The 24,012-nt window shown below is 34.0% G+C and carries 16 protein-coding genes and 7 pseudogenes; 7 read left to right on the forward strand and 16 right to left on the reverse strand.

The genetic code is table 11. From position 1 onward, the window contains the following. Nucleotides 1-40 precede the first annotated feature (40 nt). On the reverse strand, nucleotides 41-493 hold the full coding sequence (locus ASU00_RS25055; RefSeq protein ID WP_057914642.1) for an HTH domain-containing protein: 453 nt from the start codon (nucleotides 491-493) through the stop codon (nucleotides 41-43). A 135-nt stretch (nucleotides 494-628) separates the two neighbouring features. Further along, nucleotides 629-893 (reverse strand): annotated as a pseudogene (locus ASU00_RS16850) (HU family DNA-binding protein). A 487-nt stretch (nucleotides 894-1,380) separates the two neighbouring features. On the opposite strand from ASU00_RS16850, the gene ASU00_RS16855 reads away from it, so the two are divergent. Both ASU00_RS16855 and ASU00_RS16860 read left to right on the forward strand, forming a co-directional pair. Beyond that, a complete protein-coding gene (locus ASU00_RS16855) occupies nucleotides 1,381-3,300 on the forward strand; it encodes an AAA family ATPase (RefSeq protein WP_057914643.1) in 1,920 nt (639 codons plus the stop codon). 358 nt (nucleotides 3,301-3,658) lie between these two features. Continuing rightward, the gene (locus tag ASU00_RS16860) at nucleotides 3,659-5,239 is read left to right on the forward strand and encodes a hypothetical protein (RefSeq protein ID WP_057914644.1); all 1,581 of its coding nucleotides are present in this window, start codon (nucleotides 3,659-3,661) and stop codon (nucleotides 5,237-5,239) included. A gap of 199 nt (nucleotides 5,240-5,438) precedes the next feature. Here ASU00_RS16860 and ASU00_RS16865 read toward each other — a convergent pair whose 3' ends face one another. The 10 genes and pseudogenes from ASU00_RS16865 to ASU00_RS16905 all read right to left on the reverse strand — a co-directional run bounded on the left by ASU00_RS16865 (nucleotide 5,439) and on the right by ASU00_RS16905 (nucleotide 16,158). Further along, on the reverse strand, nucleotides 5,439-6,059 hold the full coding sequence (locus tag ASU00_RS16865) for a recombinase family protein (RefSeq protein WP_057914645.1): 621 nt from the start codon (nucleotides 6,057-6,059) through the stop codon (nucleotides 5,439-5,441). A 316-nt stretch (nucleotides 6,060-6,375) separates the two neighbouring features. Then, nucleotides 6,376-6,468 (reverse strand): annotated as a pseudogene (fecE, locus tag ASU00_RS26955) (Fe(3+) dicitrate ABC transporter ATP-binding protein FecE); the annotation flags it as partial. 192 nt (nucleotides 6,469-6,660) lie between these two features. Continuing rightward, entirely contained in the window at nucleotides 6,661-7,422 is a 762-nt protein-coding gene (locus ASU00_RS16870; protein ID WP_057914646.1) for a Cof-type HAD-IIB family hydrolase, read from the reverse strand. Nucleotides 7,423-8,724: 1,302 nt separating this feature from the next. Beyond that, nucleotides 8,725-9,627 carry an ROK family protein gene (locus ASU00_RS16875; RefSeq protein ID WP_057914647.1) on the reverse strand — a complete coding sequence of 301 codons (903 nt, stop codon included), beginning with the start codon at nucleotides 9,625-9,627 and terminating at the stop codon, nucleotides 8,725-8,727. 136 nt (nucleotides 9,628-9,763) lie between these two features. Beyond that, nucleotides 9,764-10,153, reverse strand: a pseudogene (locus ASU00_RS16880) (family 1 glycosylhydrolase); the annotation flags it as partial. A gap of 173 nt (nucleotides 10,154-10,326) precedes the next feature. Then, complete coding sequence (locus ASU00_RS16885; RefSeq protein ID WP_057914649.1) at nucleotides 10,327-10,662, reverse strand: PTS lactose/cellobiose transporter subunit IIA; 336 nt, start codon at nucleotides 10,660-10,662, stop codon at nucleotides 10,327-10,329. Continuing rightward, nucleotides 10,655-12,061: a glycoside hydrolase family 1 protein gene (locus ASU00_RS16890; protein ID WP_057914650.1), complete on the reverse strand. Its 1,407-nt coding sequence runs from the start codon at nucleotides 12,059-12,061 to the stop codon at nucleotides 10,655-10,657. Before ASU00_RS16890 ends, ASU00_RS16885 begins: the two co-directional genes overlap by 8 nt. A 144-nt stretch (nucleotides 12,062-12,205) precedes the next feature. Beyond that, on the reverse strand, nucleotides 12,206-14,467 hold the full coding sequence (locus ASU00_RS16895) for a glycoside hydrolase family 31 protein (RefSeq protein ID WP_057914651.1): 2,262 nt from the start codon (nucleotides 14,465-14,467) through the stop codon (nucleotides 12,206-12,208). A 24-nt stretch (nucleotides 14,468-14,491) separates the two neighbouring features. Then, complete coding sequence (locus tag ASU00_RS16900; protein WP_057914652.1) at nucleotides 14,492-15,838, reverse strand: PTS sugar transporter subunit IIC; 1,347 nt, start codon at nucleotides 15,836-15,838, stop codon at nucleotides 14,492-14,494. Nucleotides 15,839-15,864: 26 nt separating this feature from the next. Further along, nucleotides 15,865-16,158 (reverse strand): PTS sugar transporter subunit IIB, encoded by a 294-nt coding sequence (locus tag ASU00_RS16905; RefSeq protein WP_057914653.1) that lies wholly within the window; start codon nucleotides 16,156-16,158, stop codon nucleotides 15,865-15,867. A 127-nt stretch (nucleotides 16,159-16,285) separates the two neighbouring features. Here ASU00_RS16905 and ASU00_RS26325 point away from each other — a divergent pair. The 5 genes and pseudogenes from ASU00_RS26325 to manA all read left to right on the forward strand — a co-directional run. Continuing rightward, nucleotides 16,286-17,236, forward strand: a pseudogene (locus ASU00_RS26325) (PTS transporter subunit EIIC); the annotation flags it as partial. A 205-nt stretch (nucleotides 17,237-17,441) separates the two neighbouring features. Then, a pseudogene (locus tag ASU00_RS24630) lies at nucleotides 17,442-17,579 on the forward strand (IS6 family transposase); the annotation flags it as partial. 456 nt (nucleotides 17,580-18,035) lie between these two features. Then, complete coding sequence (locus ASU00_RS16910; protein ID WP_057914697.1) at nucleotides 18,036-18,749, forward strand: GntR family transcriptional regulator; 714 nt, start codon at nucleotides 18,036-18,038, stop codon at nucleotides 18,747-18,749. A gap of 39 nt (nucleotides 18,750-18,788) precedes the next feature. Next, entirely contained in the window at nucleotides 18,789-19,676 is an 888-nt protein-coding gene (locus ASU00_RS16915) for an ROK family protein (RefSeq protein ID WP_057914654.1), read from the forward strand. A gap of 34 nt (nucleotides 19,677-19,710) precedes the next feature. Continuing rightward, the gene (gene manA, locus ASU00_RS16920; protein ID WP_057914655.1) at nucleotides 19,711-20,655 is read left to right on the forward strand and encodes a mannose-6-phosphate isomerase, class I; all 945 of its coding nucleotides are present in this window, start codon (nucleotides 19,711-19,713) and stop codon (nucleotides 20,653-20,655) included. A gap of 385 nt (nucleotides 20,656-21,040) precedes the next feature. Here manA and ASU00_RS26710 read toward each other — a convergent pair whose 3' ends face one another. The 4 genes and pseudogenes from ASU00_RS26710 to xylB all read right to left on the reverse strand — a co-directional run bounded on the left by ASU00_RS26710 (nucleotide 21,041) and on the right by xylB (nucleotide 23,991). Then, nucleotides 21,041-21,172, reverse strand: coding sequence for a hypothetical protein (locus ASU00_RS26710; RefSeq protein WP_269085333.1), 132 nt, complete (start codon nucleotides 21,170-21,172; stop codon nucleotides 21,041-21,043). Nucleotides 21,173-21,291: 119 nt separating this feature from the next. Continuing rightward, nucleotides 21,292-21,518, reverse strand: a pseudogene (locus ASU00_RS16925) (IS4 family transposase); the annotation flags it as partial. A gap of 74 nt (nucleotides 21,519-21,592) precedes the next feature. After that, a pseudogene (gene istB / locus ASU00_RS16930) lies at nucleotides 21,593-22,260 on the reverse strand (IS21-like element helper ATPase IstB). Between the two features lie 234 nt (nucleotides 22,261-22,494). After that, nucleotides 22,495-23,991 carry a xylulokinase gene (gene xylB, locus ASU00_RS16935; protein ID WP_057914657.1) on the reverse strand — a complete coding sequence of 499 codons (1,497 nt, stop codon included), beginning with the start codon at nucleotides 23,989-23,991 and terminating at the stop codon, nucleotides 22,495-22,497. Between the last annotated feature and the right edge of the window lie 21 nt (nucleotides 23,992-24,012).

Consider the following 24,012-nt stretch of genomic DNA (forward strand, 5'->3'; position numbering starts at 1 on the left):
CTGACACTGGCTAATTCGCATAAGTATCCTATCATATTCTTCAGTTGATACTTCTTATTTGGAGCTGAAATTGTTTCTTCTTCGCCTTCCTTTCCAGTTCGTCGAGCTTTTTTAGCAGCGTTAGTTCAGCATCTAATAACTGAATCCGTGCTTCTGCTTTAGCGAGTTTTTTGTCTGAAGATACGTTTACTTTTTTTGGACGGCCTGTACTAGATTTTCCACGACGTTCTTCTAAGAAGCCTTGTTCACCGTGTATGTGAACCGTTTTGCGCCAGAGACTTAGCGCACTTTGAGCTTTTTTTACCCCAATCATATCTGGGTCAAATGCATTCTCTTCAAAGATTTGTTTGGGACCTTTTCCTGCTTGATTTTCTTTCACTGCTCGTAGCTTAAAATCAGCTGTATACTGAATGGCACGCTCAGAAACAGACTCTACATTGGGGTTCGCTTCTAATAACCGTAATTGATGTTCATTAAAAATAATTTTACTCATGATCGTGTTCTCCCGTNTCGAAATAATTATGTACTAGTATAACGGGGTTTCTCTTTAGAAAAAACAGAAAAAACCCCGAATAGGTCCACTTNCCACTATTCGGAGTTCAGTTCACCAGTGTATTTTCTATTTTTTTCATTTAACAGCTTCTTTTAATTCCTTATCTGCTTTAAAAGCAGGAAATTTGGAAGCCGCAATTTGGGTTTCTTCTCCTGTTTGTACCCGTTCGAGCTGATCGGACTCGCACTTCAAAAGTACCAAATCCTATTAATTGGATTTTCTCTTCCTTAGCAAGAATGTTAGAAATAGATTCAAATAACGCATCAACTGCTTTTGCAGCATCTTTTTGTGTAAGGTCAGCTTGTGTTGATACAGCTTTCACTAATTCAGTTATATTCATTTTGATACACCTCAAATTTAAATATACTATGTAGAGCCCCAAACATATATCCTCTTCGTTTTCCACTTTAAGGCAAGAAAGAAACTAGACTTTTGGCTGTTAATAATCAGTATTATGTAAACAAATAAAATATAGATAATTATGCGTACAGCAGCTTAGAAATTTAATTCATTTTAATCCTTTTTCCAACATTTCTTCTTTAAATTTCTCTTTTACTGCTGCCCATCACCACAAGGGCGAGAGAAAAAACTACAATGCTAGTTGTAAATCATAACAAAATCATTTACTCATAGGCAAGCCCTCTTAAATACCCATATATCACTATAGTACAATTAACAACCATCACCTTATTTTTAAAAAATATCCCGACAACCAATACAAAAGAACTAAAGATCAATTGTTAAACTTTATGGAATACAGGTAAAAATCACCTGTTTGTCGAAATTAATTAATAGAAAGTTAGAAAACAAAACATAGGAGGTTAGTGATGGACTTATACTCATTAGGAATTGAAGGTTATAGAAGACATTTAGACACTACGGTACTCTTTTCAGATGCAACTTTTTTAATAGGTGAAAATAATAAAGGGAAAAGTAGCATACTACACGCTCTAAATATTTTATTAAATGATGCAAAGAGAATCCCCGACGAAGAGTTTAGTCATAGATTAACTGAAGATGGTAATTCGAATGAGAGAATATGTGAACAGGTTGTTCTAACTGCTGAATTTAGAAACGTTTCAAAAGATGCAGTTTATTGGAAAGGATTTAAAGGGCGTGTTTTAAAATATAACCCTCCTGCAGGAACAGAAGAAACTGGTTATAAAATAATTTATAGAAAAATATTCAAGCCTAATACTAATTATACAGTGCAAATGAAAGAATATAATAAAGTCATGATTGAAAGCTTTAAAGAATGCATGACTTTAAATAGCTTTATTGATGCGGGCTTACCATATGAAGTTATAAAAGAGGTAGGTCTTGATAGTATTAATTTAGATAAAAAATTAAGTATAAAACAAATAGAAGCAGTTCATAAAATTGATGATCTTTATGAAGTAGATGAGACTCAAGAGTCATGGTTTGAAAATCCTGGTGGAATACCGGCAATTGTACTTCAAAAATTACCTAAATTTTTACTTATTCCGGCTCAGGATAAAGCATCAGAGTTATCTAGTACCTCAGGGGCTCTATACGATACATTAAACGAACTTTTTAAGGATGTCAGAGACTCTTCAGATAATTTCAAACAAGCCCAAACATATTTGAACTTACTAGCAGCAGAACTTGATCCAGCAGATTCAGAAAGTGAATTTGGCGTCATGATGACTGAGTTAAACTCCGTCCTTAGTAACATTTTCCCTGAAATTGGGATTAAAGCAGAAACAACCTTGGGAGAGGCAGACAAAAATATAAAACCTAATTTTAAGATAAGCCTTCAAAGTAACGTACTTACTTCTGTAGCCTTACAAGGCACTGGGGTAATAAGGTCTGCTGTTTTTGCTTTACTTAGGTATAGAACTATGCGTGAAAACAAAAAGATAGAAACTAAAAATGTTCGTCCTTTATTAATAGGATTTGAAGAACCAGAAATATATCTACACCCAAATGCAGCAAATCAAATGCGTAATACAATATATGAACTTGCTGGTTTTCCCTTTAATCAAATTGTATGTACCACACATTCACCGTACATGATAGATTTGAGTCAAAAGCCGGCTCAAATACTGAATAATTTGATTCTTGATAAAAATTCAATTTCATTTCATGGAGGAACTATAGAAGTCGAAAAAATTACTTGTAATCCTTTTAATACTTCTTTGGCATTTAAACAACTACAAGGTGACGAAAAGGATTATGTGAAAATGCTATTAAAAATGGATGATTACATATCGAGAGCATTTTTCTCAAAAAATGTTTTAATTGTAGAAGGCGATACTGAAGATATTATTTTGAGGGAAACTATATCTAGAATGCCATCAATTGTACGGGTTGATATATTACACAATTGGCAAATTATTAAGGCTAGGGGGAAATCATCTATTATCTCCTTGGTTAAATATTTAAGTGCAACCGGTATAGTACCTTATGTAATACATGATCGTGATCAGGGAACCCCTGGAGCTGAAATTTTTAACACTCCAATTTTAGAGGCTATGGTAAATCCAAATAGAAGATTTATGTTGGAGGAATGTATTGAAGATGCTTTAGGTTATCCAGCGCCTTCAGCTGAAAAACCCTCAAAAGCTTATATTTATATTCAAAAATCATGCACAAAAGAATGGTCTAGCATACCTGAAAAATGGAGGGAAATAGTTGAAACTATTTTTGAAGACTCTTTCAATCTGTTAAATAATGAACCTATTATTAATACTGATTTATCCGATGTATCCCAATCCTTATACTGACCACATAAAGTGATGAGGACTGTCCAAGGTTTGAGGAAATGCCTGAATCTATTTGATAAGGTTTAAATAACGCATTTTTGCAAGATGTGGTCTAGTTGAAGAGTAAGGTAGCCTAGGCTACCCTTTTGTAAATTAGATAGGAATATAATGTGTACTTTACTTTTTTGTTCGATATTCTTTATTGACCCACCCATTCTAAAAATTATTTTTAATGAAGAAAAATAATTTTATGTACCCTTTCAAAGAAATAAAAAACTTATTTTGTAGAAAAATAAGTTAGAATAAAGAATGGATAAAGTTAAATTAAGTTTTTTTCTTTATGTTAGAGATAACATTAACATGAATTGAGGCGGCATTATTGTTCACCAGAACTTTAAATATGTATTCAATTATAAATTTTAATAAAAAAGATTATCAGACCCTAATAAAAAATATAGAAACATCAAGAGGCTATATTTGTTTTATAGACTCTAAGAATAATAAAGGAGTAGTTAATAAGAGATATAAAAACTATCTTGATATGAAGCAAGTTCTTTATACAGCAAGGCCACCTCATATACCTAACACTTCAATTTATACTTATTTGTTACCAGAATGGATAACGGAAGCAAAAATTGAAAATTTATACGAAAAACATGGTGTTCAGAATGATTATTATCTCGAGAAACAATTAGTTAGTGAAGAAATAAAAGGTGCGAAAGTTTTCACACATCAAGCAATACCAATTGAATGTACTATCTTTGATGATTCAATTGAAGTTGATACTCAACTAGAAAGATTAAATAGATCATGCCTAAGTGATAAATTTATAATGCATAACCATAGAAGATTCCTTCTTATTCCTTTCATTGCTAAATACAATGATAATTATGTGGAACCTATTATTATTGCTAATGTTTATGATATTGGCATTATAACTATACAGCTTATAATTTCCTTTGAACATAATAAAGTTATTGAATTGTCAGAGTCACCACCAAGAGAGATTACATTCACTGAAATCCATTTTAATAAAACAAAAGATAATTATAAAATAGATGACTTTTGGGATAAAGAAGTTAAAAAAAACATAACTGCTGATGAAATAATGGTGTTCTATGAAAAACAAATAGCATTACTAAGTAGAACTGATTTATTCTACAATCCTAATAATAGACCGATAAGTTGGGTTTTTGGAGATTTTGAACTAAATAAATATGATAACCATCAAGAGTTTATAGAAAGATACAAAAGGCTATATGCTAGTCATCTTACAAATGGAGTTAAGGAAGTAATAGAAAGAAAAACAGATAAGGAAATTGATCAATTACTTGATAATTCCTCAATTACAAAAAATAAGGAACTTTGTTACTTCTGTACCCCTACCTCTTCAATAGTTAGTATAGGATATTCTGCAATTCAAAAAAAAGCTGAACAATCTTTGAAAGAAGATGAACAGGTTTCGAAGTCAAATGAGATATATAATGAACATTTAAATTCAATTTTTAAATCACAAACACTTATGGCTATGCTAGATTATTTGCGATTTTACGAATTAACTTTTATAAAAAGATATTTCTTAATTAAATTGTTAAATGAGATTTCACTAGATACATATAAAACATTAAGAGACTACAATTCAGTTAAAAAGAATCTTAATTTTATTAAACTTCAATATGATGAAGAAATACTATTCTTTACAGAAGGAAGTCCCAAAGAATTATACAAAAGTATTTTAGAAAAAAGTAATGTTCATAATCTTTTAACTAAAGTAGAGGATTTGATAAAAAATATAAGAGAGGATGTTACTAATTCTAGAGATTTAGAAATAAAACAAAATGAAACACTAATACTAATATTAACATCTCTTTTGACAATATTACTTGGTTACAACGGAATAAAACTAATTGTATCTGATGTGTGGGGTAATTTACCATTTTTAGGTCATTTTGTTAGCTAACATCCTTTACGTTACACAATTGGAATATGGGGAATTTTAATTGTTGCAATGCTGTGGTTAAACGTGAAAAGATGGTTAATTAATAAAAACTAATAACTATTTATATCCTTTCGAATCACTTATACTCAAAAGACCTCCTTTATTGTTGAATAGCCTTTGCTTAAATTGAACAAAGGCTGTTTTTGACGAGTTTCTTCTATTATAATGTGATTTTTTTAAAGTCTTTTTCATATTCCTTAACCAACTTATAAAAAGTCGTCTTTTTAACTCCTAGTTCCGCCATAGCTTTTACTGCTGTAATTTCTCCTGATTTCCATAAATCATAAACTTGTTTAAACTCTTCTGTTACAGTAGTTTTCGGCCGACCGAAGGGCACACCATTTTGCAAAGCCACATCAATTCCTTCACGCTGTCGTTTTCGTATACGGTCCCTCTCCTCTTCCGCCATCCAGGAAAGGATTTGTAAAACAAGATCTGCGATGAAGGTCCCTAAACTATCCTTAAATTGAGTAGTGTCTAACAATGGCATATCCATGACCACGATATCTGCTTGGATATTTTTCGTGATGTCATTCCATTCTTGTAGAATTTCTTCCTTGTTCCGGCCAAAACGATCGAGTGAATGAATATATAGGACATCCCCTTTCCGGATCATACGTTTTAACAATTGATATTGAGCCCGGTCAAAGTTTTTCCCACTTTGTTTATCTAGGAAGATATCTCGTTCATCTAATCCTTTTTCTTTCATGGCCTGAAGTTGACGTCCTTCATATTGATCTTTGCTACTAACTCTTATGTATCCGAATTTACGAACTTCCATCTTTATACTCCTTTTTCTACTTACTTTCCTATTATTCTACCAAAGGCGTTTGTAAAAGTGTATGCAAAATCACGAGCGTTCATAAAGTGTTTTTCAACTTTAACGAACGTGAAAATAAGGTGATTTTATAAAAAAAAGAACCGTTCGTAAAAGTGTACTTTTACGAACAGATAGAATGATAGATATTAGAACATGACAATAAAGGTTAATATCTAAATTCAGTAAACAATGTATTCAACGTATACAAAGTAGTGATGTCTTGACACTTAGGAGAAATCGAATACCTTACTCGATCTTTCCATCCATTATTTTAGAACTCCTCAGTAAGAAGATCCATTCCAGATTGGTAAGGAAATCTCCCAAAAGAAACGAGTTCACGAACTGTTAGACCTCCGGGGGCTGACGAGTTCTACGGGATTATGACAAGCTCACTGTAAACCCCAAATATAATGAAACGATTGTTAATGATATAACATGGATTTTTCTGAGTTCCATTATGCGGAACCTTGCGGAATAAGTAAACTGCTCTTAATATACGTGAAAAGATACCTATGTTTGTATATCTACTGATATACTCCTACCTCATGTTGGTTTCTCGTAATTATTTATCAGCAAGAAAGTAATGAGAAATTTCACTAACATTATTTACAATCCTTTTAGCTTTCGTTTTAAGCAATTCTTCGGCATGTGATAATACGTAAGAATTTTCAAAATTACTAAACATGGATTCATCGTTCCAAGAATCTCCTACTACATGTACGTTTGTATGAGGTATTTTTAATAATTTTGCAACATCCTTTACTCCCTCCCCTTTCGAACATCCTAATGGAACAATATCAATAAAATCTTGATTTCTAAATATCGACGCTTCTTTACCAAATATTTCAATTAATTCTTTCATAACCTGTTTCGTTACATCAATGTCTTTCTCCAGAAGTGTTATATTAATAGTAACTAATTCTTGACGTTTATACTCTTCCTCAGAAACAAGCGTTATGAAAGGCTCTTGAGGACACTCATAATCCAAATCTAAAACATATGAAGTATCGCCATTGCTTCCACAGATAAAAAATCCCCTAGTCTTTACATAATCAACCACTTTATCAACTAAACTTCCATTTAATGTTTGCTTCTTTATTATCATATCCTTTGCATCGACAATTATTGCCCCATTAGCTAAAACAGCGTAGTCATAGTCAAGACCGTGATGATCCCGAATTACGCTGCAACCAGTAAGTGTTCTTCCCGTTGCTACTACAAAGGGAATACCCTTTGATTTTAAGTCAATGATAGCTTTAAGATCTTCTTCTGAAACTAAATTATCCGGGAATATTAATGTTCCATCTAAATCAGAAACTAACATATTTACCCACCTCACAATCTATATTTTATGCTGAAAACTGTTCATTTTTTTCGCAAGTTCTTCGCATATTAATAATACTTTAACAAAAGGCCAGTAAATGACTGATAGAACTACATTAACACCGCCCATAGTGCAGCCATAAAATTCCCACCACTTAACAAGAAAGGTAAACTGACTGGTGGTGTAGTCCATGGAAGGACCAGTATCTTTAGAAGGAATGCCATATAGAAATTTGTCATTTAATGCTGTTCTCTCCCAATTTCCACTTGAAGGGGTAGTACCAGCGTAGCTGACATTATCTATACTTGGGAGTAAAAAGTCCTTTATTTCATAAGCCTTTTACATTGAAGACATGTAAACCACGTATTCGTCTAGACATCGAACCTCGAACATCAAATTCAACAATCGTTAGTTGCCTTGAAGGCAGCTAAAACGCCTTAAGGCGTATCAAGCCTTTGTTATTTAAGATAAGGTATTCGATGCCTTCACAGTGTTAAGATATTACTACTTTGTATACGTTGAATACATTGTTTACTGAGTTAAGATATCAAGTATTCAACGTAGTTTTTCACTCAATTTTTCTACTTCGAATACCTTAAATACTACTGATTTTCATAGTATAGATAACTGACACCTCCCGCAAAGTAGATGTTAATAATCGGTAAAAATTAAACCGTAATTCGAAATAAAGTTCCGTTTATGTTCATGGTTATGAAACTTTGTTTGATAGTAACAAGATTTTCCTTCTTCTCTAGCGGACAAAGGAGCTTAGAAGAAAGTAAAGTTCCGATACTCACCGTTTTAGTAACTTTTCATGGACATACTTTGCGGTCTTTGTCAGCTACGCTGGTATTGGCCCTTAGCGTATGATTTGAGCTTTTAGTTGGCCTAGTCACAGGGTTTGTGCAGTAAACCGCAAAGTAACGTAGCGACGAGTAAGCTAAAGTTGTCGTAAAAGTATTTGGTAATACTTTTGAACATATTTTTTTGTAATTATAAAATCCAATGCTAGTCACTCAACAGATACATGAACCAATTAGTTACAAAAACAGTAGTTTTTAGTAATTCTTATCTATACTTTTATACAAAATTTACTCGTATTGGTAACTTTGTGTCATTCTACTTTGCTGTCTACAACAGCTACCCTGTGACTAGGCCTATAGAGCAGCAATGAACATTTTAATAAAAGGGCCTAATGATATAGACAATGATAAGACAGAACGATTAAAAAAAGAGATTGACGAAGAATTGGAGCTTAAAAACTACTGGAAACAAAACAAATAAAACTAAGTGTTCTCATGTTCATACCATGTTTTTTTGTTGTAAGTAATGATATAGAGCTCCAATTAGATTTGAATCATTTCCAAATGCACATCTTTCTACGGTAACATGTAAACGAGACGTATCGTCTTTCATCATACTAAGCTCTTGATTGATTCTTTCAATCAAGAACTTTTGTTTACTTACAGCACCTCCAATTAAAATTTTTTCTGGATCTATGACGTATTGGACGTTGAAAATACCAACTGCTAAACGTTTAATAAACGTACTAATCTCTTCTTGTGCATCTGCATCTCCATAATCAGCCATTTCAAATACAGTTTTTCCATCTAGATCACTACAATCCTTTCCTTTTCGGTTTGCCACATGGCGAACCAAACCAGCAGTCGATGCCACTTGACTCCAGTTTTTCCCAAGATGGTGTTCCAGATAACCTTCCATCAACATATAACCAAACTCTCCAGCATGTAGATTTTTTCCGTGACGAACTTTCTTATCGAGAACAATGGTACCACCAATTCCACTTCCTATGACGATACATATATAATCATTTACATCCTGTGCTGCACCCATCCATCCTTCAGCTAATCCAGCACAGTTCGCGTCATTTTCTAGCTCAACTCCTACTCCAGTTCTTTTCTGCACTAGTTGTTTTATATTCGGTCCATGGATATAAGGAATTTTACTACCGCCTCCAATGTAACCCGTCTCCACATCAACCGCACCAGGCATACTAAGTGCAACACCTTCAATAGAATATGTCTCTTGAAACTGTTCGACTATTTGAGCGATAGTTTCAACAAATGAGTCGATTCCTTCCATTGGGGTTTTCACTGAACCTTTTTTTAGAAATGTAGCCATTTCGTCCATCAAAGCATATTTTATGGACGATCCTCCTGTATCAAAGACTGCATAGTAACTCATTTGTAAAACCTCCAACTTATCATCTATATGAAAGAAATTACCTAAATAACTAAAACAATTAATTTAGAAGTCCTGTTTTGGTTTCCTTTTTATATCTTTTTTATTCAAAAGAAGATGGCCAAATCGGCCATCTTCTTTAAAAACCGTTATTCTCTGAAACTTTCTTAAACCAGTGCCCACTTTTTTTAATAGAGCGCTCTGCATCCTTTTCAAGATCAACGGAGACAAAACCATACCGGTTTTTAAACGCATTTGTCCATGACCAGTTATCCATAAACGTCCATAAGTGATATCCTTTCACATTGGCACCTTCTTGTAGAGCTTTATGGATCCATTTTAAATGTTCTTCAATGAATTCAATACGATAATCGTCTTGGATTATTCCATTTTCATCACGGAAACGCTCTTCTCCTTCTACACTCATTACATTTTCAGAAATAAAACATTCAATGTTTCCGTAATTTTCTTTTACATTCATTAGGATATCGTGTACTTTTTCATAAATTCCCCATCCTCTTTGCGGATTCGTTGAAATCTATGTTACAACTACATCCATTTCTCTCGGCTTTAAATGATACATGTATAAAAAAGGACAATTTACATTATTAGAAAAGTCTTTCAAAATCAATTGGAGTTCATAAATTTGCTATTTGGAATTGTTTATAAGTCCAAATTTTATTAGAAATCTATATGCCTCTTTTAAGTGAATAAAACTTTTTCACCAGAACCTAATTTCTCATATAATTTCAGTATTCTTTCACTTAGTTCAATACTTAATGAAGCAGACATAAAATGATCTTGTGCATGAATTAATAGAATTGATTTCTCGATTTCATTTCCGTTAATCTCATCGGTCATTAATCTTGTTTGAATAGAGTGTCCCTTGTTTAATTCGGCTTTTGCTTCATTTATTTTTTCATAGCCTACTAAAACTTCGCCATTCTCTGCTTCAATAATTCCTTTAAGAGCCAACGATTTAGCATTTCCTGCGTAAAAGATTAACTGCATTGCATTTTGGGATACTTGTTCATTCACCTAACTTCCACTCCCTTTTATATTCAAATCCATTATTTGTTTTCACTTCATTTAACCAATAACCACTTTTCTTAATTGTTCTTGTTCCTGTTTTTAAATTCAGGGATACCAGTCCATAGCGATTACGGTAGGCGTTCATCCAAGACCAATTATCAATAAAGGTCCAAACATGATACCCAATACAATTCGATCCAGCTTGTATTCCTTTGTGTAACCAGTACAAGTGATCTTCATAGAATTCAATGCGATAATCATCTTCAATATACTCTTCTTTTGCAAAGCGCCGTTCGTCTTTTACACCCATGCCGTTTTCGGAAACCATCCATTCAATATTCCCATAATTATCTCGAATGTTTAGTGCGATATCATAGAGACCCTGTTCATAAATTTCCCAGTTTTTATATATATTCATTCTTCTTCCTGGCATCTCGTAGTTTTCATAATAGAACTCTGGCATGAATGGAGACTCTAAGTTTGGGACAGTAGTACGAGCACAAACACGGTGTGGATGATAGTAATTGACTCCTAAGTAATCAACTTTATTCTTTTTAATGATTTCTAACTCTTCAATTGAATAATCTGGCAATACGGAGTGCCTTTCAAGTATTACCTTTAAGCCCTCAGGAAATGTTCCTTTAACTGAGGGATCTAAAAATGCACGATTAGAAAATAAATCTGATATTCTAGCTGCCTCTAAATCAGAGGGATGCTGGCTTCTTGGATAAGACGGTGTTAAGTTCAAAACAATTCCTATTTTTCCATCCTGGCTTTTTTTATATGCTGCAATTGCTTTAGCACTTGCGAGAATTGTATTATAAGCTACTTGGAAAGCTGCCTTGGGATCAACCTTATTAGGATAATGGAAATCATACAAATATCCTCCATGTACAGGCACAATTGGTTCATTGAACGTAAACCAACGCTTGACACGGTCTCCGAATAAGTCAAAACACGTTTCTGCATACTTTACAAAATGATTCACTACTTCTTTATTTTCAAATCCACCGATTTTTTGCATTTCAAATGGCATATCAAAATGATATAAATTTATAAATGGTTCGACTCCTTCAGCAATCATTCCATCAATTAATTTATTATAGAACTTAATTGCATCTTGGTTAACCTCACCGTATCCTTTAGGAAACATTCTTGACCAGCTAATAGAAGGTCTGAATGAATTATGTCCAGTTTGATTTAAAAGTTTTAAATCGTTTTCTAGATGATGATAAAATTCCGATGCCTTTCCTGGACCAACCTCATCATAAAATCTACGAGGTTCAATCTCATACCAATGGTCCCAAATATTTTTTCCTTTTCCACCTTCATTCGCTGCCCCCTCTGTCTGCGTTGCAGAAGCTGCACTTCCCCAATAAAATCCTTTTGGAAATTCTAATTTCATAACTATTGACCCTCCTTCTATAATCTTTCTCAATTTTAGCAATTATTAGATATTTAATTTCCTTAAATAAAATATGCTCATTATCATGAACCAAGGTTCCATTAATATCCGTAACCAATGACTTACCTAATTCGAGACCCTGATTTACTCTAGAATTTTTAAAGAGATTGAAGCAGGGTACTCAGTTGATACTTCTTTATGTTCGTTAATTGAATAGTGATATTTTTTACGATCTTGACTGACTAGTAAGCCTTCACAAGGAACAAACTCACCATATGAATACAATTCTATTGGTTCGTATTTAAAGTCTTTTAAATTTGACAATTGATTTTTAAAGCGCGGAATTATTGTCCCACCCTTTATAAAAACAGGAATATGATCAATGCTAACTGGAAGTGTAATTGTTCTATTTCCTTCATACCATTTATTTAAGTTTAACTCGAACCATCGACCTTTAGGTAAATAGATTGTTCGTACAGCTTGTCCTTCTTCCAGAATTGGCGCAACAAGAATATGTTCTCCCAATAAAAATTGATCATCAATAGCATGCACGAAAGGATCTTCCTCAAACTCAATAGAAAGATGTCTCATTATTGGAAGACCTAAACTCTCTGCTTGTTCTGCTGCTTGTAATAAATAAGGAATAAGTGAATAGCGAAGTTGACTATAATGACGTACAACTTCTATTGCTTTTTCCCCGTAAAACCACGGCTCTCTTACTGTCGTACCATGATAACGTGCAAGAGAACAAAGTAAACCAACTTGAGACCATCTAATATACAGTTCTTCACTAGGTTTTTCACCTTTGAAACCTGCAATATCACTACTCCAATAACATTCACCTGTAAAACCGACTGATAACCCTCCTCTAAGAGTGTTCTTCAATCCTTCAAATGTTGATTCAACATCGCCAGACCATGTTCCAGCAAACTTCCCAGTCCCCAAAAAGCCAGGACGTTTCCAAACAAGAGATGTTCCATGAACTTCTTCTGTTGCTTCATAACAGGCTTTATCATATAGGTAGATATAGGCATTATGCATATCCTTTCCAGTGAAACCGTTAAAAAATAATGAATTTTCAGGAATCCGATCCGTATAGTCAGGCTTTACCACTTTTATTCCAAGACCTAATAGTTCTTTCACATGATTTTTCCACCACTCATAAGCTTCTGGATTTGTTAAATCTGGGATCCCAATCTGGCTTACTTGTCTTCGCTTAATATGGGCAATTCCTCCATCTAGTGTTTTTACTAAATAACCTTTTTTCAATGCTTCTTCGTAAATTTTCGTTTCTGGCGGTAAATATGGATTCATCCAAACCGAACAAGCAACACCTTCATTTAGTAGCTCTTCAAACATACTTTCTGGCTCTGGAAATTTTTCATGACCCCATTCAAAATCGCAACAATCTACCCAATATTCACCATACCAGTAATTTTTCGGCCAATGGACGTCTATATTTAGTACATCAAAAGGGATACCGTATTCTTTTAATTTATCTTTTATTTCATAAAGTTCTTCTTTATTCATATAGGAGCAACGGCTGTACCAAACCCCTAAGGTCCAAGGGTCAATTAAGGATGGTTTCCCCTGAATTTCTGCTTGTTTTGATATTAATTGTTTTAAATTATCTCCAAAAAATAGATAACCACGCAATACTTCACTTTCTGTTAAAACACTTCCTGACACAAAACAAAAGTTCCCGATATCCCAATGAGTACGTCTTGCAGTTGCTAATAGTAGCCCATACCCTCTCGTCGACATAATAATGGGGTGCGCTTTATAAGCCAGGTCTGTCGTGTTTGTTCCACAAGCATCCATCGCATAGCTAGTTATTCGGCTTTGTTGTTTTTCTACTTTTCCGAATTTTTCGCCCAAACCATATATGTTTTCTCCGTTACAAAGATTCCAAGAAAGAAAAGCTTCTCGCACACCATCTTTGTCAATTCGATAACCAATTCCAGGAGTAATATATTGTCTAGAAACTTTTTTTAGAGATGTCTCAAATACTTTTACCCCATTTCTACTGACTACTAATTGAAAAGGATCTTTCATTACACATATTTTAAAATTGTCTTTTGTGAATTGATAGTGTTCTTGTTCTTCAATTAAAGAAAAAGTTTGATGAGAATAATATTCATCTTGTAAGTAAAACGGTTTCATCTCAAATGATCCTTCAGTTGCCTTAAATTCAAACTGAATAATTTCTTTATTGATATGAGATAGAGATAGAACGGTCTGAGTTCCACTAACTAGTTGAATTAAGATATCTACTTGATCATCATGGACCTTAACTTGTGTAGCTTTTTCTGCATAATCATAAAAATAACCTTCTTTATAAAAAATGCGATCTGAATTTTGATAATCCCAACCATTTACTGATTTATTAATAATTTTTTCTTGCATATTAACACCTTCCTAGATACAAATTTAATCTTTTCTTATATTATTTGCTGCTTGAACAAATGGCATATAAATAAGTGTAACCATTACTATGACTACTATCTGGTAAAGAGCCCCAACAAAACTTCCCGAAAAGAGTAAACCTGATATAATTGGCGGGACTGTCCATGGCACATTATTCACAATAACAGGAAGAATATCTAGTTTGGTTAATATTATTCCTAGGAAGAATGGAACAAGCCAACTTAATATATATGGTATAAATAAAATAGGATTTAAAACAATTGGAAGTCCATAAGTCAATGGTTCACTTACATTAAAAATCCCAGGCGCTATTGCAATTTTTGAAACCTGCTTTGATTCAGCTTTTTTACTAAAAATAAGGAAGGCTAGGATAGGTGCTATTGTTAGAGCACCTGAAGATACAACTGAAAAATTCATATAAAGTGTTGTATATAAATGCTCAGCTATTCCCATAATATTTTCGTTGTCATTTATACCCCAAGTTAACCCAAAAATCGGCCCCCATACTGAAGTCCCATGAATACCAAACCACTGCAGCAAAGGTGTTGTGAATATTGCACTAAATGCAAAAAAAGGTGTGTTTGATAGAGTTAAGGCTGGTTTCTGTAGAATTGTTAATAATAACTCTGGTAATGAAGTATTTAATAATCCTGTTAATATAGCAGAGATTATAACAAAGATTGACAAAGTGATAACCCCAGGAATAAGAGATTCAAAACTTTTTGATACAGCAGGTGGTACACTATCTGGTAGTTTAAGAGTAATATTTTTTTCTATTAGTTTATTAAAAACATAAATAGTAATTCCAGATACTATTAATCCAGTAAAAATTCCCTGTTGACCAATATAATTCGAATTAAGAATATTGACCAGGGTGGCTTCTTTCCCTGATGTAGTAACTCCATTTGTTGTCCAAGGTAATGCTATAAAGAAAGAGGCTAAAGCATAAAAAACAGAAACGATGGGTTCTTTATTTTTCGGAAAAAATCTTCTTGTTCCAAAATAGGCAAAACCCGTAACCACCAGTATTGCATTTATTGCCATCGTACCTTGAACAAATAAATTAAAATGACCTTGTAGCGTCGTTAATATGCTAGCAAAACTAGACTTACTCCAAACTTCAGTTGAACCAGAAACAATTTGTCCTATATGCAGTCCATTACTACCGAAAATAATTCCATTTGGATCAAGAAAAACTGAGCTAATCATAATTGCAAATCCGGCAATCATCAGTGGGGCGGCAGCCATGATAAAGGTATCACGTAGAGTTAGCAACAATTTATTACCCGCAATTTTCCCCATATGTTTTGTAAGGACCATTTGCATGTTATTTAACCAATTACCAGCCATATTCAACAACCCTTCTTTCTAAACATTCAAAGTTCTTGATCTAATCGACTTTTTATAGTTTCACCATTCATACTTCCAAATTCTTGAATTGTTAATAAAATGACTTTTTTTGTAGGGTAATCGTTTACAACATCGTCATATGCCCAAGCAATCTGTGGACCTAAGATAATTACATCGGTCCCCTCTGACTCTGTGGATAGAGATGAAAAATCATGTGCAGATACCGTATTATTAACCCCTGCATCATCATAGGCTTTTTTCAATTTTGAAGCGACTAAACTTGTAGACATCCCTGCATTACAGAATAATGAAATTTTCATTTTATAACCCCCTATTTTTTAAAGCGCTTTCTCACAAGGTAAATTATAATTATCTTCCACATCTTTGTAAATAACTTTTTCGCAAAAGACATAACTTTTAAAAATAAAGGTATAGACATTAACACCCTTAGAAATGTACGGCGCTTTTACATCAGTAGAAATATATAGATTTCTTGTACAAAAAAACTGACGATTAAAATGCTTGCTGGTGCTCCACCTGCTGTTACTAAATCATTCTCTGCTCTTATTCCAGCAGGTATTACATTAATGTTTTTTCTCGAAATAATAACTTATTAACTCAAGTACATAAAACAAATATACATGATACTATTTATCATTTAGTACAATCACCATTAGTGAACTTAGTTAGTGGAATCATTCCAACTTTAATTGCTGTCTTTGCCATTCAGTTATATAGTTCTTTGGTTTGGCATGGACAAATTATTATTAACTCTGTTATGGATTCAATTTGGAATACAATAGCTGTTAGAAATTTAAATTCATATACCAAAACAGGTGACGAACTCCATATTATTAGTAAACCATTTATAAAAATTAACTCGGTTGGTATGGGTGAAACAAGAATGACACTTACAGTAATTATGACCATTCGATCCTTTTGAAAAGTAAACAAATGAAACAGATTGCAAAATTAGGGCTTGCTCCAAATCTCTTTAACGTAAATGAACCAATTGCTATCAACCCTTTAATTATTGTTCCTTGGATTCTGGCCTCAATGATTGTTACCTTGGTATCTTAATTTTGCAATTTCAACAGGTCTTGTTCCACCTCCAACTGGTGTAACTGTAACTGTTCCTTGGACAGTAGTGCTAATTGTGATTAGCGGAATCATGGCTACAAACTCTTTTGCTGGTGGTCTATTGCAACTTGTCAACTTTGCATATGGTTTCCATTTCTAAAAACTACTGAGCGTATTTTGTCCAAAAGGAAAAAGGTGAAGTGGAAAGTCAAAATCACTCAAATCAAAAAAATTCTTAACAAAAAAGGAGTAATAACCATGAAAACACTTGAAGAGATACAAAAAGATATACAATATCACTTTCCTGAGGGATCTTGATTTAATTAATTCCAATACGTTAGATCTTCTTGGGATTAACTACTATCAATCAAGACGAGTTAAAGCCAGAGCCAATGGACAATAATCCAAGAACCTTGATAATACTAGATTCATCTAAACCACCATTATGAATGTGATCCCGCGATTACTTGCTGGAACAAATCCGGTTGGTTTTGTCAATTCACATTGGAGGATAGGATTGAATTCATTTCATACAGCTACTTACATACTGAGTGGCATAGAAGCCATGCATATGATTAAAAAGAAGCAGGTTCATCAAGGGGTGAAGTCTGCCCAAAACCCAAAAGAATTCATCCATAAATTGTTTGGATTAGCTTCATAAGTTAGCCATTTAAAGGAAATTGTTACTTTATGTTTCTAGCGAGTAGTTTTTGCACCAGAACCATAAATACAACAAAGAATTAAGAAAATCAGAAATGAAATAGTAGACCTTACGGAAATTAATAGCTGCTATTTTTAAAATTACGCCAGGAAAATTAGAGCACTTTACCAATTTTTAAAACAAAAAATATTAGTGTATAGATAACCAATAAGTTTCCTCCATTTAAACTTATATAAAACATAGACTTTTAAATTAAAATGAATAGACATTTTAAATGTTAAGTTTATAATAGTAATTGTAAAAGGTGTCAAACTAAATCTAAATCGTTAAACTTATAAAGTTAATGATTAATTATGTTTCATTATAATTGTTATAATTTAATATAATTATTGTTTTTAAGAAGATAATTAAAAGAAGAGTGTTTTACATTAAAAAATAATGGAGGCAACTTAATTGTTGAGTAAATATGAGCAAATTTCGAATGAAATGAGGAAAAGAATACAAGAAGAATCTTATTCGAGTGATGAGCCTATTCCAGATGAATTATCTCTTACTAAGGAATTTAGTTGCAGTCGGATGACTATGAAAAAAGCCCTCGATATACTGGTTATGGAAGGTTTATTGTACCGTAAACGTGGACATGGGACATTTATCGTTAAATCAACTATTCAAGACAATCTGGTTAATGTAACAGATAAAGAGAATTTGGGACTAACTAGTCTCTTAAATGATAAAAAAATAGAAAGTAAGGTTATTCAATTTGATGTGTTATTCCCATCGGAGAAAGTAGCTGCATACCTTTGTGTTGATCATAATACACCGGTCTATCATTTGACCCGTCTTCGTAAAATAGAAAATGAACCTTTTGTTATTGAAGAAACATATATGCCTACAAATATTATTAGAGGAATTAACGAGGAGGTTTTACAATCTTCCATTTATAACTTTATTACAAATACATTAGGGTTAACGATTGGTGGCTCTCATCGTAAAATAAGAGCTGATAAGTCAAATAATCTTGATCAAACCTATTTAAATTGTGCTTCTGATGATCCAATTCTTGAAGTAGAGCAAGTTGCCTATCTAAATACAGGTATACCATTTGAATATTCATTTTCAAGACATCGTTATGACAAATTTGTTTTTACAACAGTAAATATTAGACGATAAAAAATTAATTAAAAAACTATATTACAAAGGAGAATATTTATGCTATACGGTGGAATCGAAGCTGGAGGAACGAAATTTGTTTGTGCAGTTGGAGATGAGCATGGAAAAATCATTGAAAAAGTTCAGTTTCCTACGACTGAACCTGAGGAAACGATAAAAAAAGTGATAGTCTTCTTTCGTCAATTCACATTAGAAGCTATTGGAGTTGGTTCATTTGGGCCGTGTGATATTAATCCTAATAGCAAAACTTACGGTTATATTACTTCTACTCCTAAAACAACTTGGGAAAACTACCCAATTTTACAAATACTTAAAGATAAATTTAATGTGCCAATCGCCTTTAACACAGATGTGAATGCGGCAGCGTTAGGGGAGTCAACATTAGGAGCAGCAAAGGGATTGGACAGTTGTTTATATATCACAGTTGGAACAGGAATTGGAGCAGGCGCTGTTGTGAACGGACAGCTTCTACAAGGGTTATCACACCCTGAAATGGGACATGTTCTTGTTCGTCGTCACCCCAATGACTCATACCAAGGGACATGCCCATATCATGGCGATTGTCTGGAAGGACTTGCAGCTGGACCTGCCATTGAAGCACGATGGGGAGAAAAAGGGAGCGAATTATCAAGTCGACAAGAAGTATGGGAACTGGAAGCTTTCTACATAGCACAAGCTTTAATGCATTATGTTCTCATCCTTTCCCCAAAGAGAATTATTTTAGGTGGCGGGGTCATGAAACAGAAGCAGGTTTTTTCATTCATTCATGAAAACTTTAAAAAGATGTTAAATAACTATGTGGATTTACCTGAACTATCTACCAAAATTGAAGAATACATTGTGTCTCCTGGTTTAGAAGTCCACGCAGGAATTACAGGTTCATTACTTCTTGCAAGACAAGCTTATCAAGAAGGACAAAGATTATAAAAATAAATGTATTCAGAAGGGATGCTAAAACATTATGAACCCTATTTTTCTGAAACCCATCTTTCAAGAGCGAATCTGGGGAGGAACTGCATTAAGAGATGTATTTGGATATGACATTCCTTCCAAAGAAACAGGAGAATGCTGGGCAATTTTTGCTCATTCCAACGGTCCATCAATTGTAGAAAATGGTCCATATGTCGGTAAAACATTGACCGATCTATGGAGGGAGCATCAGGACCTTTTTGACCATAGACAGGGAAAAGTCTTCCCTCTATTAACAAAAGTTCTAGATGCTAACCAGGATTTATCTATTCAAGTTCATCCAGACGACTTATATGCAAAAGAACATGAAAACGGTGAGCTAGGTAAAACAGAATGCTGGTACGTTATTGACTGCAAGGAGAATGCAGAAATAGTTTATGGTCATACTGTGAAAACAAAAGGAGCGTTCGTTCAAATGATAGAAAATGGACAGTGGAACGATTTGCTTCGTCGAGTAAAAATAAAGCCTGGGGATTTTTTCTATGTTCCTAGTGGAACAATTCATGCTTTATGTGAAGGAACACTTATATTAGAAACTCAACAAAGTTCTGACACCACCTATCGCGTATATGACTATGATCGCAAAGATGTAAACGGCAATAAACGTGAGCTGCATTTAAAAAAGGCAATCGATGCGACAATGATTCCCCATGTAGATGCAGTCAGTAAACCTTTAATAGAAGAAAAAGAAAATGTAACTATCACAACATTTGTACAAGCAAATTTTTTCACTGTGTATAAATGGAATGTAAAAGGAAAAGCAACTTTTACAATGGATAAACCTTTCATGCTTTGCAGTGTGATTGATGGATTAGGAACACTTATACAAGATGGAGAAAAATACTCATTGAAAAAAGGTAGGCATTTTTTACTACCAGCACAAACAGGTAGTTTTGAAATAGAGGGAGCATGTGAATTAATTGTTTCACACATATAAATTATTAGAAATAATAAATACTATACATCGAAGTTTAAAAAAAGGATTTAAAAGGGAGCGTAAATATTTTCGTGTAAATAAGGATTTCCTATTCTTATAGGGGTAGCATCACATCCCCTCAAGCTAAGTTAAAGCAGTACCCCAAAAAACGAAAAAACTCTATGCTTATCGTAAGAAGTTTACGAGTAAGGATAGTGTTTTTTATGAATCCTATCATCTCCAGTGAACTTACACTTTTCACACAAGAATTACAACGCCTTCTATCTCCAAAAGTCCTACAAGAAATCGCCAAACAAGTTGGTTTTGTGCAGCAATCTAGTAATTATCGGGGTCTGTGTAGCAATGGAACCAATCACATTTTTGAATCCAATATACCATCTTGCTATCACTTAAAAATACCGTTTGCCACTTCGTCATCTTCTGAAATATTGACAAGATAGCCATCGCTATTTACATCCACACCAATCAATCCCTTTTCACCCTCTTTCCTAGTGAATTCCCTAGAATAGGACTTCACCCCATGCCCCTCAAGCTAACAACATAAATTACAAGATACGAGTTGATCCTTGTTTTAAAACAAACGAGTAATAAAAAAGTCAACATGACAAAAAAGCCTATTAAAATGCGAATTTTTTGCTAGGCAGCTTGTCTATCCTTCACCGTTTTTCATATGCAACTCCAAGAATATTCAAGACAGTCATCCTCTTACACCGATGACATTTACGACCATTCTTTTTAAGCAGCTGATAAAGGCGATGCAGAATTTTCAAAAGTTCTTCTGTGCCAACTGCCATTGCTTGAAACAGTAACGGGAAGTAATCTTTAATCATATAAATTGCTTTGTATTCACTCAATTCCTTCTTATTCTGTTTTTTGCAAGCAGAAAATACAGAGAATTGCAGCGAAAAATGTACAGACCTGCAAGCTCTCTTTTAATCTAATTTTCGTTGTGTAATTTAACCGAAGAAAGGGCATTTTTCAGCCTATAATTTCCCCCTGTAAATGCAATTACGTGAGCGTGGTGAACAAGTTTGTCCACCAACGCAGATGTTAGACGATTATACCCAAATATACGATTCCATTGACCAAATTCAAGATTTGAAGTGACAATCACACTTTTCCGTTCATAACAGTCTGCTATAATGTGAAAAAGTAGTTCTTAACCTTCCTTTGAAATGGAACATACCCTAATTCATCTAAAATAAGTAAGTCACATTTTTCGATTTGCCTTTTTAATCTCTGTAATGTTCCTTGTTTCAAATCTTCTTCTAAATCTCCAACTAGATCTGCAACCCGGTAAAAACGCACATCCAATCCTTGCTCACAGGCCTTCAGGCCTAATGCTGTTGCTAGATGAGTTTTTACGGTACCAGGCGCTCCAAGAAGCATTAAATTGTGCTCTTTAATAAAATTTAACTCAGAGATTTTTTTCTTTGTTGTCGTAGAGGGTAAGTGAATTTGATCAGACCATTCATATGTCTTTAACCACTTTAACTCTCTAAACTTTCCTTTTTTTATTAATCTAGATATTTTGGTTGTTTGTCTCGTCTTAACTTCATGTTCCAGAACATCATATAAAAACTGTTGTTTATTTTCAAAAGGAATATCTTCATAATGGTCTGCAATATAAGCAAGATGGAGTGTTTTACATACGTCTTTTATGTCATTTGTATTCATGTAATAGAAGCTCCCCTTTCAGCTTGAGGGAAAAGTTTCTGATCATATAAATGCAAATCAGTCTCATACCTCAAAACAAGGGCAAAACATAAGGGAGTAGGTTATGAACCTTACTCCCTTTGAAAAAGTGGAACATTCCAGTAAACCGAAGAGTACCGGATCTTATCTAAACTCTAATAATCCCTGACTCAATCTCTCCGTAGCACGATAGACCTGTTTATATAATGCAAATAGTGTTTGATATTTCTCTACATTTTTTACATTCGGTTTGTACATTTTATCCACTTTTAGAAATTCCTCTGCACATTCCTGTAAGGTTGAGAACCAGCCACAGCCATATGCAGCAAGCATCGCAGCACCCATTCCTGGTCCTTGCTCACTTTGATATATGACAACGTTTGCATAAAAGATATCAGCTTGCATTTGAAGCCAAGTTCCATTTTTAGCTCCACCACCAATTGAAATAATCTTATTAATGCGTTTCCCATTTTCACGAAAGATTTCAACCGATTCATTTAGAGAAAAAGTAATGCCTTCTAGTACAGCACGTGCGAAGTGTTTACGTTGATGGGAACTATCTATTCCAATAAAACTCCCGCGAATGGCTGCATCCACATGTGGTGTTCGTTCCCCTACAATATAAGGAGTAAATAAAAGGCCATCCGATCCGACTGGTACAGAATCCACATCAGCCAATAGGTCATCAAAGCTTTCATTTTTTGCAAAAGTTTCTTTAAACCAAGTTAAGCTATGGCCCGCTGCAAGTGTGACGCCCATAGAGTAAAAAGCATTTGGTGCAGCGTGTTGAAAGTAATGGACTTTTCCTTGAAAATCTTTCTCTCCATTTTCCTCATAGGTTAACACAACACCAGAAGTCCCAATACTTGCTAATGTTTTTCCTTCTTCTAGAATGCCCGCTCCAATGGCGCCACAGGCATTATCTGCCCCACCAACAAAGACGCGAGTCGATGGGGACAACCCTGTTTTTTTGACTATTTCAGATGTGATAAAGCCAACTTCTTCGTGTGATTCTACTAAAGGAGGACACAATGCAACATCCACATTGAGCAGATCACAAATTTCTTTACTCCAGTTCTTCTCGTTCGCATCTAATAGTAACGTACCAGCAGCATCTGAATAATCCATATGCAGATGACCTGTTAATCGATAACGTACGTAATCCTTTGGTAAAACAAACCTCTTCGCTTTATTGAAAAGATTCGGCTCATTGTTTTTCACCCACAAAATCTTTGGTAGGGTGAATCCTTCAAGAGCTAAATTTTTTGTAATCCTGAGTAATCTTTCTTTTCCGATTTTTTCATAAATTTCATTACATTCGCTTGTCGTTCTTGTATCATTCCACAGAATAGCATTTCTTACTACTTCGTTATTTTCATCCAGCAATACTAAACCATGCATTTGACCGGAAAAACTAAGACCTTCAATGTCTCCCGGATCACCTTCAAAGTGTTTGAGAAGATCAGACAATCCGGCAATGGTCTGACCTACCCAATCATTTGGATTTTGTTCGCTAAATCCTGATTTTTCTTGGATTAATGGATAGTCTTTTGAAAGTTCTTGAATGACATCACCCTGTTGATTCACTAGTAGTAGTTTGACAGCACTTGTTCCTAAATCAACACCAATTACATATTTCATATCCAAACATCTCCTACAAGA

The organism is Peribacillus muralis, from assembly GCF_001439925.1.
Lineage (GTDB): Bacteria > Bacillota > Bacilli > Bacillales > DSM-1321 > Peribacillus > Peribacillus muralis.